The organism is Colwellia sp. M166 (genome assembly GCF_024585285.1).
Taxonomy (GTDB): domain Bacteria; phylum Pseudomonadota; class Gammaproteobacteria; order Enterobacterales; family Alteromonadaceae; genus Cognaticolwellia.
Genome location: NZ_CP040755.1, coordinates 4,545,232 through 4,561,339, shown reverse-complemented (window position 1 = coordinate 4,561,339; position 16,108 = coordinate 4,545,232). Strand labels below are relative to the sequence as shown.

The 16,108-nt window shown below is 39.0% G+C and carries 13 protein-coding genes; 7 read left to right on the top strand and 6 right to left on the bottom strand.

Annotated features, from left to right (window positions below; translation table 11 throughout):
- Positions 1-97: 97 nt before the first annotated feature.
- Entirely contained in the window at positions 98-991 is an 894-nt protein-coding gene (locus FGD67_RS20510) for a LysR family transcriptional regulator (RefSeq protein WP_257172873.1), read from the bottom strand.
- Positions 992-1,308: 317 nt separating this feature from the next.
- On the opposite strand from FGD67_RS20510, the gene pgi reads away from it, so the two are divergent.
- Both pgi and FGD67_RS20500 read left to right on the top strand, forming a co-directional pair.
- Entirely contained in the window at positions 1,309-2,961 is a 1,653-nt protein-coding gene (gene pgi, locus FGD67_RS20505) for a glucose-6-phosphate isomerase (protein WP_257172872.1), read from the top strand.
- Positions 2,962-3,116: 155 nt separating this feature from the next.
- A complete protein-coding gene (locus FGD67_RS20500) occupies positions 3,117-3,626 on the top strand; it encodes a YgjP-like metallopeptidase domain-containing protein (protein ID WP_257172871.1) in 510 nt (169 codons plus the stop codon).
- Between the two features lie 93 nt (positions 3,627-3,719).
- Here the strand turns inward: FGD67_RS20500 and FGD67_RS20495 are convergent, their stop codons facing one another.
- Both FGD67_RS20495 and FGD67_RS20490 read right to left on the bottom strand, forming a co-directional pair.
- Positions 3,720-5,867 carry a WD40 repeat domain-containing protein gene (locus FGD67_RS20495; protein WP_257172870.1) on the bottom strand — a complete coding sequence of 716 codons (2,148 nt, stop codon included), beginning with the start codon at positions 5,865-5,867 and terminating at the stop codon, positions 3,720-3,722.
- A gap of 392 nt (positions 5,868-6,259) precedes the next feature.
- Complete coding sequence (locus tag FGD67_RS20490) at positions 6,260-6,985, bottom strand: siderophore-interacting protein (RefSeq protein WP_257172869.1); 726 nt, start codon at positions 6,983-6,985, stop codon at positions 6,260-6,262.
- A 333-nt stretch (positions 6,986-7,318) separates the two neighbouring features.
- On the opposite strand from FGD67_RS20490, the gene FGD67_RS20485 reads away from it, so the two are divergent.
- Complete coding sequence (locus tag FGD67_RS20485; RefSeq protein WP_077285219.1) at positions 7,319-7,732, top strand: MarR family winged helix-turn-helix transcriptional regulator; 414 nt, start codon at positions 7,319-7,321, stop codon at positions 7,730-7,732.
- 123 nt (positions 7,733-7,855) lie between these two features.
- On the opposite strand, the gene FGD67_RS20480 is transcribed toward FGD67_RS20485, so the two are convergent.
- From FGD67_RS20480 to FGD67_RS20470, 3 genes are all read right to left on the bottom strand, one after another.
- Entirely contained in the window at positions 7,856-8,449 is a 594-nt protein-coding gene (locus FGD67_RS20480; protein WP_257172868.1) for an alpha/beta hydrolase, read from the bottom strand.
- Between the two features lie 122 nt (positions 8,450-8,571).
- Positions 8,572-9,267: an NAD(P)H-binding protein gene (locus FGD67_RS20475; protein WP_257172867.1), complete on the bottom strand. Its 696-nt coding sequence runs from the start codon at positions 9,265-9,267 to the stop codon at positions 8,572-8,574.
- Between the two features lie 27 nt (positions 9,268-9,294).
- The gene (locus FGD67_RS20470) at positions 9,295-9,699 is read right to left on the bottom strand and encodes a Cd(II)/Pb(II)-responsive transcriptional regulator (protein ID WP_257172866.1); all 405 of its coding nucleotides are present in this window, start codon (positions 9,697-9,699) and stop codon (positions 9,295-9,297) included.
- Between the two features lie 140 nt (positions 9,700-9,839).
- Here FGD67_RS20470 and FGD67_RS20465 point away from each other — a divergent pair, with 140 nt between their 5' ends.
- The 4 genes from FGD67_RS20465 to FGD67_RS20450 all read left to right on the top strand — a co-directional run bounded on the left by FGD67_RS20465 (position 9,840) and on the right by FGD67_RS20450 (position 15,836).
- The gene (locus tag FGD67_RS20465) at positions 9,840-10,238 is read left to right on the top strand and encodes a hypothetical protein (protein WP_257172865.1); all 399 of its coding nucleotides are present in this window, start codon (positions 9,840-9,842) and stop codon (positions 10,236-10,238) included.
- Positions 10,239-10,318: 80 nt separating this feature from the next.
- Entirely contained in the window at positions 10,319-11,665 is a 1,347-nt protein-coding gene (locus FGD67_RS20460) for a TolC family protein (RefSeq protein WP_257172864.1), read from the top strand.
- 9 nt (positions 11,666-11,674) lie between these two features.
- Entirely contained in the window at positions 11,675-12,691 is a 1,017-nt protein-coding gene (locus FGD67_RS20455) for an efflux RND transporter periplasmic adaptor subunit (RefSeq protein ID WP_257172863.1), read from the top strand.
- 10 nt (positions 12,692-12,701) lie between these two features.
- Entirely contained in the window at positions 12,702-15,836 is a 3,135-nt protein-coding gene (locus tag FGD67_RS20450; protein ID WP_257172862.1) for an efflux RND transporter permease subunit, read from the top strand.
- Positions 15,837-16,108 lie beyond the last annotated feature (272 nt).

Here is a 16,108-nt window from a genome sequence, read left to right as displayed (position 1 = left end):
AGTTTAGCCTTCTGAATACAATTCAATAACTCCAGAAATAAGTTCGTTTTTCACGCACCGATGATCAACTGTGGTTTATGACAAAAAAACCAACCACTTAGCTATCACCATAATAAGCTTTTAAGTATGCAATAAAAGCATTTACTTTTGCTGAGGTAAATTTACGCGATAATTTAACCGCATACAGCCCGAAAGGCTCAGGTTTATATTCAGATAATATTTCAACTAACTGCCCTTTTTCAATAGCATCATCGACAATAAACATTGGCGACTGCAATACCCCCACCCCTTCAATAGCCGCTTCTTTTAGCGCATTGCCATTGTTACACGTTAACGTACCGTTAATATCAATACTGTGTTGAACACCATCATGTGGGTTCGACCAAACATATTTAGGACTTACTAAACTGTAACGTAAACAATTATGCTTAATAAGCTCTTCAGGTGTATTGGGCTTACCATGTTGTTTTAAGTAGCTCGGTGCAGCACAAAAAATAGCAGAGACTTTCGTTATCGGCAGCGCCACTAAGGTTGAGTCTTCCAAACGACCAATGCGAATACCCACATCAATCCCATCGGCAACAAAGTTAGTGCGGTGATCTTCTAGTTGTAAATGTAGCTTAAGTTCAGGATGAAGCTTCATAAAGCCAGTTAAAATAGGAGTTAAAGAAGTAATACCAAAACTAAGAGGTGCTGAAATGCGTAAACTCCCCTTAAGGTGCTGACTACCTGTCTGAATACGCTCTTGTGCTTCATCTAAAGACTGAAATATATTCACCACATCTTGATAAAACTGCTGACCCGCTTCTGTAAGCTCGACCCGGCGAGTGGTCCGATTTAACAATCTGACATCAAGCGCTGACTCTAAGACTGACACCCGTCGACTCACGGCAGCTGTGCTAGTATTTAATAACTGCGCGGCTTGATTAAAACTACCGGCGTCAACCACAGAAATAAAACTACGAAGTGCGACTAAATCATATTGTTGCATATTGAGAAACTATAATGGGGCTTATTAGCTGTTTGTTACGCCAGTATATACGTAAATTAATAACTGCACGATATTATTAGTACACGCAACAATTAAAATAATCAGCTTGTATGTTATACGCTTAATCAAGTTCAGTGGTAGTATTCGAGTTAAAACAAAAGTTAACCACTTGGTCAAGTAATAACTAATTAGCAGCTCAATAGATCGATAAAGTATTAGTATAACAACTGAATATAGTAATATTATGAATGGATGTTACTCTCATATATCGCGCAAGAACGACACTATTGACCGACAAACACATTATTGGAGAAAAGATGCAAGATAGAACTTCACTACCTAGTTGGGAAAAGCTAACTCAGCATGCTGCACAAATGAAACAACAGCATATGAGTGAGTTATTTAAACAAAATCCGGAGCGTTTTCAGCAGTTCTCTATTCAACTTGCCCCTTTTCTTGTCGATTATTCAAAAAATTTAATATCAACGTCAACCATGGATTTGCTTATTAATCTTGCCAAAGAGTGTGAGGTTGAAGCTTGGCGTGAAAAAATGTTCAGCGGCGAACGTATCAATAGCACCGAAGAGCGTGCGGTACTACATACGGCACTGCGTAACCGCAGTAAAACGCCTATCATGCTCGACGGCAAAGACATCAACCTTGATGTCCAACTCGCCTTAGACAAAATGAAAGAGTTTAGTAATAAAATTCGTCAAGGTTTATGGAAAGGCTATTCTGGAAAACGCATTACTGATGTTGTTAACATTGGTGTTGGTGGCTCAAACTTAGGTCCACAAATGGTCACCGAAGCATTAGACCAATACAGTGATAATAGTGTTAATGTGCATTATGTTTCTAATGTTGACGGCACTCAAATAGCCAATGTGCTTAGGCCATTAAATCCAGAAAAAGTACTGTTTATTGTTTCCAGTAAAACCTTTACTACCACTGAAACCATGACCAATGCTAAAACAGCAATGAAATGGTTAGTTGCTTCATCGTTTGACCAATCCGCCATTGCAAAACATTTTGTTGCTGTGTCATCAAATAAAAAAAATGCCACTGAGTTTGGTATTGCGCAAGAAAACATTTTTGATATGTGGGATTGGGTTGGTGGACGTTTCTCACTTTGGTCAGCTATTGGCTTACCAATCGCGATTGATTTAGGCTTCGAACGCTTTATCGAACTACTCGAAGGTGCTCATGAAATTGACCAACATTTTTGCAATGCTCCATTAGCAGAAAATGCCCCGGTTATTTTGGCTTTATTAAGTGTTTGGAATTGCACTTTTCTTGGTGCGCAGTCTCAGGCCATATTACCTTACGATCAGTCATTGCATATGCTATCGGCCTATTTACAGCAAGCCGAAATGGAAAGTAACGGTAAATCAGTAACCTGGGATGGAAAGCCGATATCTTACCCAACGGTTCCCTCTATTTGGGGTGAATTAGGCATTAATGGTCAACATGCTTTTTATCAATATTTACATCAAAGTAATAATATTGTACCGGCTGATTTTATTGGCTCTGTGGAAAGTGTAACGCCTGTACAAGGTCACCACGAAACACTGATGGCAAACTTCTTTGCTCAAACACAAGCACTTATGCAGGGCGTTGACGAAACTCAAGTTAGAGATGATTTAAAGGCAAAAGGCAGAACGCCAGATTACATTGATAAAGTTGCCCCGCATAAAGTACATAAAGGTAACCGACCAACCAATTCTATTTTAATGAAACGCATATCACCGCGCTCATTAGGTAGTTTAATTGCCTTATATGAACATAAAATATTCGTTCAAGGCATTATTTTGCAAATATGCTCATTTGATCAATGGGGTGTAGAGCTAGGCAAAGGTTTAGCCAATAATATTCAAGAAGAGTTATCTTCGGGTAATATTAGCGAGCAACATGACAGCTCAACAGCTGGCTTAATTAATTTTTATCAAAAATACACCAAGCCATTCGAATAAAACCTTATGATCTGAATGCCAATAGCAGCACAAGTAATGAAAATAGCGTTTATCACCCTCGCTATTTTCATTTATAATTTGGCAGTAATTCAGCCTTAACATTTGCCTTATGCATTTATGTCACGCTAGTAAATAATAAAAACAGATCAAATAAAATGACCACATCATTAAAGTACCTCGCCCACTACTCACAAGACATACAACAACAAGTGCGTACGCTAATTGACGAAAATAAACTCAAAACTTATTTGCTTAGTCATTTTCCTAAACCCCATCAAGTGACTTCTGACAAGGCATTACGACAATATTGCTTAACGTATAAACAACAATATATAAAACAGTCTGCGCCGCTTAGCCAAGTTAAATACGATGATAAAATTCATATTATTAACAACGCACTTGGCCTACACACCTATGTTTCTCGGGTACAAGGCAGCAAACTAAAAAGTAAAAACGAAATTAGAATTGGTAGCGTGTTTAAGAAAGCGCCTGAAGCCTTATTGCAAATGATAGTGGTACATGAGCTAGCCCACATAAAAGAAAAACAGCACGATAAAGCTTTTTATAAATTATGCGAGCATATGTTGCCCAATTACCACCAGCTTGAGCTAATGACCCGTATTTATCTCACCGAGATAGAAAGCAACGGCAACATCTACTCATAAGAAAACAGCACGCTTTAGGTTTAGCTATCCATGTAAACGTGCTGCTGTTATTGCTCAATCATTACGTCCATGAGCAGACGTAATTTTCATGCCTTACTCTTGCTTTTGTAAATAGCGCTCCCATAGTCGATGTTGACGTGTTAACTCGCTAGCCATTTCACGATCTTGAGCAGCTTTATCAAAGTGAGCATTCATGGTATCTGACTGACGTTGAATAAAGCTATTGAGTTTGCCTACACTCTTGTTGATATCATCTAAACGTGTTTCTAGCGATTTCATTGCACGATTAAAGTCACGATGAAAGTCTTTAAACTCTTCTGACTCTAAATAACGCAGGGTGGCTTCTGCACCTGGAAAGTTATCTTGTAATAAGGTATTCATGCGTTCAATAATCAATAGATACCCAACCGTATCATATGACTGTTGCTTTGCTTTTCGGGCAATTTGTTTCGAACGCACTAATAAACGGCGTGATAACTCATCATCACTACTGAAGAAGCTCGAGTATTCGTCATTTTCAAGCGCACGTGCTAATTCATTCGCTTCTTGTGCTTGTGTAGCCCAAGGGTAAGCAATAATAAAATCATTATAGGCGGCAACAGTATCGACACTTTCAGCTAGTTCGAATGCAAGTTGATGCATATTTCTTATCGCCGCTTTCGCTTGCTTACTGTCAGGTAAGTTTTCACTGAACCATAAATAAGCGGCAATAGATTCTGCTTTTTCAACTTCTTTATATATATCAGCGATAACGTTTTCAGTTGCTGGGTTATCTGCAAACTTATTAACGAACTCAAGTCGTTCATTTAGCGATAAAGACTCGGGCATATACTTAACCGCTGATGAAATAACAGAATCAGCGATCGTTGCAGGTAAGTTAGCAAGCGTTAACATAGCTAATAAACCTTGGTAATCTTTTTGCTGTTGATAAATAGCGAGTATCGCAGGTAATACCTTACGTTGATAAAAACTAATTTCTGACTGAGGTTCAAGCAGATGTTGCTCGGCTAACGTTATCAGGTGCTGAGCATTACCCGTTTTTTGCGCTAAAGCGACTTGTTCGGTGCTGGCCTTCAGCCAACCTTTTTGTGTTTGTGCTAATAAGGTATTAATAGCAGTGACATAAGTGGTATTGCCATTAGATAACGCTGTAAATAACAATGCATACTGCTCAAGCTGTTCTTTCCCTTGGAGATTATTCAATTGTGCATATTGCGCTTGTAGCTCTTCAACTCGCTCTTCTGAGACTAAGTAATCTGCTTTTTTGCGAGCTTCTTGGTAGTTATCATCCTTATCACCTAAACGGCTAACGACTTTTTTCTTGACGATATCATACAAATAAATACCAGAGGTTGGCGCTTTCAATCTTTGAGCATCAGCCTCATCATGATAACCTGCTCTACCGCTAATAAACGTCACTAAAGGTAAGCGTTCATCAGCAATAAAATCTGCCATAATATCTGAGTGGGAGGCCAAATCTTCCAAAACATAGGTGATCTTCCCCGTTTCAATATTCACCATTACAAAACCACCTGCCCAAGCTGATAAGTAGTGCGTTCCAGTCTTATTAAAACGTATTGGCCCCCAACCATGTCTGCCAAAACTATTTTTTCTATCAAAGGTATTTAGCAGGAGCTTTCCTGTTGAAATATCCCAAACATTGAATGATTTTTCTCTTGAAACAACTAACTTTTGATCGTCCGGTGTTATTGCGCCCACCTTAAAATCATCATGACTAGGAGTGACACGTTTAAAAAGTTGTAGTGTTTTACCTGAGTCAACATCCACAACTAAACTATTAGTATAAGATTGAAGATATAAGCGTTTTTCAGAGACAGAAAACTCTGCCCCTCGATCCCAATCCCAACTATTAGGTGACGGAATTTTATGCAGTAATTTTAAAGGAGAACGTTGATAAACATAAAAAAAACCTTTTCTTGGATATTTTTCAGCCCAATATCCAAAGTATTTTCCACTAGCAGACATAGCAAAATTAAAAACTCGCCCCTCATTTTTTCCATACTCTTCGTGAAATATTTGCTTGCCTGTATGGTTGTCAATAACACTGACGCCATTGGCTGAAGAACTATGACGTGCTCTTTCATTACCTGTTATCAAGTAGCGACCGCTGTTGTCCATTTGTTTTAATACATCTTGATAATGTATTCTTGTAGCGTTTACTTGCGGGCTTGATAGTATAAATAAAGTACTTAGTAAGACCAATAAAGAGGTAATTCGCATAATTATAAAGTTTACTTATTAGATAGTTAGGTAAGCAGCATAACGATTTGTTTAATTATTTTCAAATTATTACACATGCTTAACAATAACTTACAAATATACACGTTCTACTTTCATTAAACAGTTAATTACTGGGGAATCCCGCTAATACCTATCCGCAGGCCAAGCTTAGTGATACAGCAATAGATCATTACGCGACAATGAAGATGCACAGTACCAATCAATGTAAGTAAACTAATTAGGGCGAGTAAACTGAATAAGAAAAGAAGTTTATACCTCTTATACCTGACAATTCACATCAGCGATAAAGCTCAATTAGCCACGATGATTAATACCGGCTATTTACTAACCATTTTGGCTAATTATCTCGGTTTGATACTATTGCCGGTTTATTATCTTTTCTTATTCCAATAAGCACTGGCGTAGAGCATTGCTTTATCATACTGACAATAATCATTAAGATGAGCTTTTAACTGCTTAATAATACTTGCTTCTGCCGCCATAAATATTGCAGTGTCAGCCAAGTTTTGACCGATGGATTCAAGCCCAGCTAAAAACTCACCCGTTAACTTATTATCAGTGACTAACCAATGTAATTGCACTGCTTTTGGTGTAACTAAAGCTTGAATATCTCGTTTGTCAGGCACCTGAATGTAAGCATGACCTTGGGCATTGGACGGCAGTTTCTCTAAGGTTGCCGCAATAGCCGGTAATGCCGTAATATCACCAAAAAACAAGTGTTTGGGTGCTTGTAAATTGTTATGTTTTACCTCTCCTGGTCCAGCAATACCCAGATAGTCGCCAACCTTAGCTTGTAAAGCCCAGTTACTTGCTAGCCCTTCGTGATCATTAACAGCAAAATCAATGGTTAAGGCTAATCTTTCTTTATTAAAAGCGCGAATGGTATAAGAGCGCATCCATTTTTTAAATCCTAAATAAAGACCCAGTTTTGGCTTTTTATGCTCGCTATTTACATCAGGAAAAATGGCTTTAACGTGTGCACTTTCTTTATTTTGAGGAAAGTCAGCAAGTGATTCTCCCGTTAACACGATCCTTCTCATATGTGGCGATAAATCATGCACTGATAAAACCTGTGTCATTCGCATAGTAGGACCCATAATAATTTACTCCTGTTTTTTAATTTTTAAGCAATAGCTGTTGATTTTGCTAACACCCGTGCCATATAGCTCGCCACGATTAAATGACAATTAAATTGTAAAGTAACCGCATTGCGCAACTAAACATGCTTTACATGCTTTACATGCTTTACATGCTTTACATGCTTTACATGCTTTACATGAGGCTATTTAATAGCCCTTGAGGGTAAGCAAGGGTAATAGCGAAACTAAAAGCAAGATACTTTAAAGCTATACGAGTAGTTTTTTTATTTACCCTGTATAATAAAACCCACACACATAGTTGATAAAGTCTACTATATCTCGGGAGGCTCAATGGAGTTAAGCGAAGCGCTCTTTAGTTTGGTGCACACTGTGCGCATTAACATGAAGCATGAAATAAAATTGCTGGCATTAGATTTATCACCAATGCATCTAAAGGCTTTAAAAGTTATTTCCATCATTAATGATTGTACTGGACAAAAGTTAGCTGACTTTATGGGGCGAGATAAAGCGCAAATTAATAGATTGATCAAAGAATTGGTTAATCAAGAACTGATCACTAAAATCGATAATGAAAAAGATAAACGCAGCCAATTTTTAGTACTATCTACTCAAGGTACTGAAATAATGACGATGTTTAAAAAAGTTGAAAAGAAGGTGTTTAACTCCATGATAAAAGACATTCCTTCAGCGAAAATAGAAGACTTTATAGCAATAACGCAGCTACTTAAAAGTAATTTAACCTGATGATAAGCAAAACCTTACTGCGACAGCTGACTCAACAGTTTTGTTAATGATGTGGCAAAAATGGTGTGGCAAAAACGGTGTGGCAAGGTAGCACAATAGTGTTTATACGCGTCAATTATGCGCTTAGTTATTTTTATTTAACCAAGCTTTTAAAGGGTCTAGCCACTCAGGTATAGGCCTAAAAAAAGCACCATGTTCCTCACCAGTAGTAATCGCAATTTCTTCAAAACTGTCAACATTCTTACTTTGTGCGATTAAAAATTGGCATGAACCTACCCTATCACTTGTTTCATAGATTGAATAAACCTCACCGTAAACTTGGTAATCAGGGTGATTTTCCATAAAATTCGGACAACTAGCCAGTAGTGCAAGCCTTACTTTTTTAGATTTTAAGTAGTGGCTAGTCAAAATACTAATTTCCCCGCCACGAGAAAAACCTAATAAGGTGATATTTTCAGGTTTTACCCCTTTAGTGATCAGGAAGCTAATATCATGTTTTAATTTCTTGGCAAAGATTTTTGCCTTGGTATTTTTAGCACGATGATAAGCAATTAAATGATAGCCATCGTCAGTGAGTGCTGATTTTACTTTAGGGAAATCATACTTTCCCCAACGATTGCTTACAGGTGTTGGGTTATCCCCTTCCACAATGAGCCCATGCGAATAGAAAACATACTTTGCATTTTGATCAATTTTTTCAGGAAATTGCTCATACAACTGTCCGGCAAAAACACATGAAGAAAAAAGTAACATAACAAGTACTAAATATTTGATAAAAGCCTCCGCTTTAGGTAATGACTAATCGATAAAACTTTACTGTTGTCGTTAATAATAACACGCTACTTATTAAGTAACTCAGCTTGCGATAATTCGATGAAATCATGCCATTCTAATGTCTGTATTGCCGCCGCATGGCCTTGTTGAAAAATATTCATCGCTATTGCAGTCCCTAATTTAGCTGCGCTAATACTCCTAAATTTATTAATAGCTCCAATCAGCAAAGGGTCAATCAAAGGCATAATGGCAAGGGTCAGTGCTTGTGATAAACCATAACGATTTGTTGGTGTTATGATCATCGATGGATGAAATAAACTTAGGCGCTCAAAACCAAGTGCTTTTAATGCTTCTTCAAGCTCGCCCTTGGTACGTAAATAAAATGAAGAAGACTTCGCACTGACACCTACTGAACTTAAAAGCTGGAAATGGCTTACACCCGACTTTTTGCATGCTAAAGCAAAGTCTAAAACTACATCTTTATCAATTTTAACAAATTCTGCTTTAGTTATTCTAGATGGCTGGCTAACACCAAGCGTGCATATGGCGGTGTTATGTCCTGATATTAATTTTGCATAAGATTGAGGTGAAAAAACATCAACTTGGTGTTGTGCAACAGCATCACCAATAACATTTTCGGCAGGTCTTCGCCCCAGTAAAGTCAATTGCTTAACTGTTGATATTTTGGATAATGTTAATGCGGTATGATTGCCTACAGCACCTGTAGCGCCAAGCATAATGACTTTCTTATAATCGGACATATTAACCTTAAATAAGCAGTATTTGAGCTAAGTTTCAAGCTGTTCTTTGCCCTGTAGGCTTTTCAAAATTACACAATCAGCAACAATATCTTTTGAACATGAAGTCGCTAATGTGTGTAGTGTTTTTTCTAATTGCGTTAATTCACTTATGGTATTACGCACTTTTTCTAATTGTTGTTCTATCAATGTATCAACTTCATGACACGATGATGCATTATCTGTTTGCGCTTGTATTAATAGCTTTATTTGTGCAATAGGAATTTGTAGCTCTCGACAACGCCGAATAAAAATCAACCGTTCTACATCATCAGCGCTGTATTCTCGATAGCCATTACTATTACGAGCAGCTTCAGGCAGCAAACCAATATCTTCATAATATCGAATAGTTTTGCTAACTACTTGGCTTAATTTAGCTAATTGATTGATTTTCATAACGTCTTGACCTTACACCTACAGTAAGGTTTATGATGTGCCAATTACCGTGGTTATTCAATTAATATTGAATTATTAGCTTGGTTAACACACAACAAAACTGCGACTTTCATTTTATTAGAGTATAAACAGCGGTACTTATGATAAGAATATCAATTTTCTTACCGACGAAAAAGCGACGTAAGTACAGCCATGCTATTTACTCGCTATTCATTACCTTCGTTGTTATACAATCAACTTTTGCCAATGCAACAAATGATATCTCATATCACAGCAGTGGCAATTTCATTATACCAACCATGCAAAAAGTTCTTGTTGATCCTGTACTAGACCGAGACGCTAATTTGTTCATTCAAGATAATGTTCAAGATGACTGCGTAGACTGTGACGCAAGCTGCTGTGCTTGCTGCGCCAGTACTTTATTAACTTTTATCTATGCCCTAAATAGAATAAAACCCCCTATTCAGCTTAACTATGGCGATCAGTTAGCACGTTTTAAAACACCTTATGACTCACTTTTGCGACCACCAAAACGCTAACATTTTCCCTTAGCGTTTTTCAGCGCGTTATAAAAACAACTAAAACCTTATTCACATTTTATTTTAAAACAGGAAAACCGATGCATTATTTTATCAATATGCCTCCTAAACGTAGTAAAAAATCAACACTTGCCTTAAAAAGAGCATGCTACTTACCCGTTTTTATTATCACGTTATGGTCATTCAGCTTTTCAGCGCTCAGTAAGAATGCAGAAAACACCTTAACCTTAACCTCTGCGATTGAAAGAACCTTCAAAGATAATCCGCAACTAAAAGTATTCTCATTTCGCCAACAAGCGCTTTCAGGCCAGCTACAAACTCAAGCGTTAAACCCGAGTTATGAACTTGGCTTTGAAATAGAAAATTTCACTGGCACAGGAGATATCGGCATATTTAAAAGTGCAGAATACACTTTGTCTTTATCTTCTATTTTGGAGCTGGGTGGAAAAAGAAATGCACGTATTGGTGTTGCCGAAAGTCAGCTTGGCCAAGTTGAAGCAAAACGCAAGATTACGGCTTTAAACTTACTCAGTAAGGTGACCCGTCGATATATAGACGTTATCGCCGCGCAAGAACGATTATTATTAGCCAATCAAGCAACTTTATTAGCAGAGCAAACCATACAAGAAGTCAAAAAGCGCTCAAAAGCTGGGGTTGCTCCAGAAGCAGAAGTAAAGCGTGCACTCGTCGCATTAGAACATGCCAAACTTATTGCTTCATCCGAACAACAACAACTTCACTACAGCAAAATGGCTCTTGCGATGATGTGGCATGAAACAACCCCTTCTTTTGCGCAAGTTGAGGGAAATTTATATCACTTTTCTGCTGATATTGACTTTGACACATTGTATAACAAGGTGAAAAATAATCCTGAAATATTAACATATGCTGCTGAAGAACGCTTAAGAGATGCCCAGCTTCGCTTGGCGAAAACAGAGTCAAGTGCCAATATCAAATGGAGCGTTGGCATAAAACAAATACAAGATATTAATGATACCGCGCTTACTGCAGGCTTTAGTATGCCGTTGTTTAGCTCTAAGCGAAATTCTGGCGCGATTATCTCAGCGCAAGCTAAACGTGATGAAGTGACAGTAAAAAAAGCCGCGACTATGTTGTCGTTACGTCACCAGCTATACCGAGCTTATGCCAACAGAAAACAAGCCATTTTTACCGCTAATAGCTTAAGAAATAACATTATTCCTACACTAGATTCTGCACTCGATGAAACAAAGGTAGCTTACCAACGGGGTCTTTATAGTTATTTAGATTACTTAAGTGTTCGCCAAGAGCTACTTTCAGCTCAGCGCGCAATGATTGAATCAGCATCTTCAGCTTTACGTTACGGCACAGAAATAGAGCAGTTAATTGCCGAGCCACTACCGGCTGATCAATACAGTTTAACGCCTGCACTAGTTACCGATTTCTAAGGACATATCATGAAAAAATTCCACCTAGCATTGAAAAAAATCAGCCTATTTATATCAATAATCATAAGCACATTAGTAAGTGTTGCCACAGCTGAGCCAGCCACTGTCAATCATGCCAGCAATACTCACGAAGAGTCTCCACATACGGATGAGCATCACGATGGTCATTCAAGGCAACATGAAGACAAACACCAGGATGGCCACAACGACAAACATCAAGAGGAAGGTCATATAGCAATAACAGCTACTGATGCCCAAGCAGCTGGCATTATTAATACAACAGCAAGTGCCGGTGAAATAAAAAACATGTTAACAGTATATGGTCGCGTGGTAATGAGACCCGACGCAATAAGTCATGTAAGTGCTCGCTTCCCTGGCTTAATAACAAAATTAACGGTTAATGTTGGAGACACAGTACAAGCCGGCGAAACAATTGCGCAAGTGGAGTCAAATAATAGCTTTAAACACTATAATATTACTGCACCAATTTCGGGCATAGTCACGCAACGATATGTAAACCCTGGCGAATCAGTCAACCAACAAACATTATTCACTTTAGAGAATTATCAGCAGTTATGGGTTGATTATAAAATATTCCCAAGCCAAACCTCCGTTATCAAAAAAGGACAACCGGTGATCGTTTCATCACCATCAGCGCAAACAAATTCAACAATTACCTACCTTATGGCCAATAAGAAGCAAACATTTATGACCGCAAGAGCGCCACTAAATAACCATGATGGTTTATGGTCGCCCGGACAAATACTTAAAGGCAGTGTTGTAACAAGCCAAAGCAGTGTCGATCTGGTGGTAGACAATAGAGCTTTCCAAGAAGTGGAAGGTAAACGCGTTATTTTTGTCACAAATCAAGGCGGTTATGAGACGCGTGAATTAGAGCTCGGGCAGTCAGACGGTCAGTTTAGCCAAGTTATTTCGGGGTTAAATTTCGGTGAAGAATATGCGCTTATCAATAGTTACTTATTAAAAGCAGATTTAGGTAAAGCTGGCGCATCTCACGCCCACTAAGGATAAACTCATGATTGAAACAATTTTACGCTTTTCTATCGCAAGGCGATGGTTAATGATGACGATGATATTAGCGCTTATCGGCATGGGCTATTGGAGTTATCAAAAACTGGCCATTGATGCCGTTCCTGACATTACCAACGTACAAGTACAAATTAACACTCGAGCGTTAGGTTACTCGCCGCTTGAGTCTGAGCAGCGTATTACTTACCCCATTGAAACGGCGCTTACCGGCATACCGCATTTGTCTTACACTCGCTCTATATCACGGTATGGCTTATCACAAGTTACCGCCGTATTTGATGAAGGTACTGATTTATATTTTGCTCGAAACCTAGTTAATGAAAAGCTAGCCGCGATTAAAAATAAGCTCCCCAACGGATTAGCGCCAGAAATGGGGCCTATTTCAACCGGACTCGGCGAAATTTTTATGTATAGTGTTGAAGCGTTACCTGGCGCATTAACCCCGGACGGCCAACAATATAGCGCAACCGAATTGCGTGAAATTCAAGACTGGATAATCAAGCCACAACTTGCGTTGGTGCCTGGTGTTACCGAAATTAATACCATAGGAGGTTATGACAAGCAGTATCACATTACTCCTATGCCAAGTAAAATGCTTGAGTTTTCGATCTCATTTCAAGACCTAAATACGGCATTGCGCACCAATAACAGTAACCGTGGCGCAGGCTATATTGAACAAAATGGTCAACAACTTACCGTGAGATCACCGGGTCAGTTAGCAAATATTAGCGACATTGAACACGTGATCATTAAAGTCGTTGATGATGTGCCGATAAAAGTTATCGATATTGCCCAAGTTTCTATTGGTAAGTCATTACGCACAGGAGCGGCAACTCGCGACGGCAAAGAGACCGTACTTGGTAGCGCAATGATGCTAGTAGGCGAAAACTCGCGTGTTGTTGCATTAGCCGTAGCAAAAAAATTAGCACAAATTCAACGCTCATTACCTAAAGGCGTCGTGGTTGAGTCGGTTTACGATCGAACAACATTAGTTGATAAAGCAATGTATACCGTACAAAAAAACCTCGTTGAAGGCGCGCTATTAGTTATTGTAGTGTTATTTTTGTTACTAGGAAATATACGTGCTGCGTTGATCACCGCAGCGGTAATTCCACTGGCTATGTTGGCAACAATCACCGGCATGGTAAAAGCTGGCATATCGGCAAACTTGATGAGTTTAGGTGCGCTAGATTTTGGTTTAATTGTTGATGGTGCAGTTATTATTGTTGAAAACTCGATCAGACGCCTGAGCCTTGCACAGAAAAAACATGGCGGAGCGCTGAGCCAAAAACAACGCTTAGACGTGGTTTACTCGGCCACAAATGAAGTGATAAGGCCAAGCCTGTTTGGTGTTTTTATTATTACCATTGTCTATATTCCATTATTTAGCTTAACAGGCGTTGAAGGTAAAATGTTCCACCCGATGGCAGCAACCGTTGTTATGGCGCTTATTGCCGCACTCATTTTGTCGTTAACACTGGTTCCTGCCGCCGTTGCTCTATTTATGAAGGGTAACATGAGTGAAAAAGAAAGCCCTGTCATCAGCATTGCTAAGTCACTATACCAACCACTATTAATCATGGCGATGAAGCTGCGTTGGTTAATTTTAACCGCTTGCACTGTGTTGGTTGCTTACGCAATATGGCTATCAACCACCCTTGGCTCTGAATTTGTGCCGCAACTTAATGAGGAAGATCTGTTACTACAGGCTATTCGAATTCCAGGCACTAGCCTGAGCCAATCTGTTGAAATGCAAAAGGCAGTAGAACTAAAAGTTCAACAGTTCCCCCAAGTTAAAAATGTCTTTTCACGCATAGGGACGCCCGAAGTGGCTAACGATCCTATGCCGCCAAATATTGCCGACACTTATGTCATGCTGCTGCCGCGGGCACAATGGCCAAATCCAAACTTAAGTCATGGGGAATTAGCAGCCAACATTGTTGAGTCATTATCAGGTCAGCCTGGTAATAACTTCGAACTGACCCAACCCATTGAAATGCGCTTTAATGAGCTTATTTCTGGTGTTAGGGCTGATTTAGGTATAAAAGTTATTGGCGATGATTTAGAACAACTTCTCAAATCAGCCAATGCGATAAAAGCAGTCATTGAAACTATTAAAGGTGCTAGCGATATTCAAGTAGAGCAAGTGACTGGTTTACCCATGTTATCGATATTGCCAAAACGTTTAGAGCTCGCTCGTTATGGGCTTAATGTTGCACAATTACAATATGCACTCTCGACGGCAATTGGCGGTGAAAAAGTTGGCGCAATTTACCAAGGTGACCGACGCTTTAATATCGTGGTTAGACTGCCAGAAAATGTCAGACAAAACATTCATCAATTAAGCGAACTACCGATCACTTTACCTAATGGTGAGTATGTGCCTTTATCAGAGATTGCTCAACTTAGCTTAGCGCCAGCACCCAATCAAATAAGCCGAGAAAATGGTAAACGACGTATTGTGGTATCGGCCAATGTCCGTGGTACTGACTTAGGTACATTTGTTAAAAATGTCAAAGAGAGCATCCAAAATAAAGTCGACATACCTGCTGGATATTGGCTTGAATATGGCGGCTCATTTGAACAGTTAGATTCAGCTAGTAAGCGCTTAGCCATTATTATCCCAGTGACTTTAGCACTAATTCTTGGTTTATTAATCATGGCACTTGGTAGCCTAAAAGATGCTCTAATTGTTTTCTCTGGAATACCTTTGGCGCTGACCGGTGGGGTTATCGCTTTGTGGCTTCGAGATATGCCATTATCGATATCTGCAGGCGTTGGTTTTATTGCCCTTTCAGGAATTGCTGTGCTAAATGGCTTAGTTATGTTGAGCTTTATTCGCGATTTATGCCGAGAAAAAGGTCAGCTGATTAACGGTATTATAGCAGGCGCGATGGTTAGACTGCGGCCGGTATTGATGACGGCTTTAGTTGCGGGTCTAGGGTTTGTGCCAATGGCACTTAATGTTGGTACAGGTGCTGAAGTACAACGGCCCATTGCAACGGTTGTTATTGGCGGAATTATTTCCTCTACCCTATTAACTTTGTTTGTGTTGCCAATTTTATACCGTATTGTACATGAAAGCGCTTTTAGTAAAAAATTAGCATTACATCATCGTTAATAGTAAGCCTTTACTAGCTAGAGCGAGCTAGCAGTATTAGTGCGATTAACCGCACCAATACTGCTAGCAACAAGTTATAACGGCGCTATCCTCTCCATTTAAAGCTTTTCATTCGCTCTTTGTCATTTACTCATTACTAAGCTAACAAACAACTTATGATCCACCCAGCGTAAAGAGAAACTACAGATATATCCATGCTTGATGATTCACAATAAATTAACATAATGTATACTGCTAACAACGAGATAAATACCAAGTTGGTAAACCCCAAT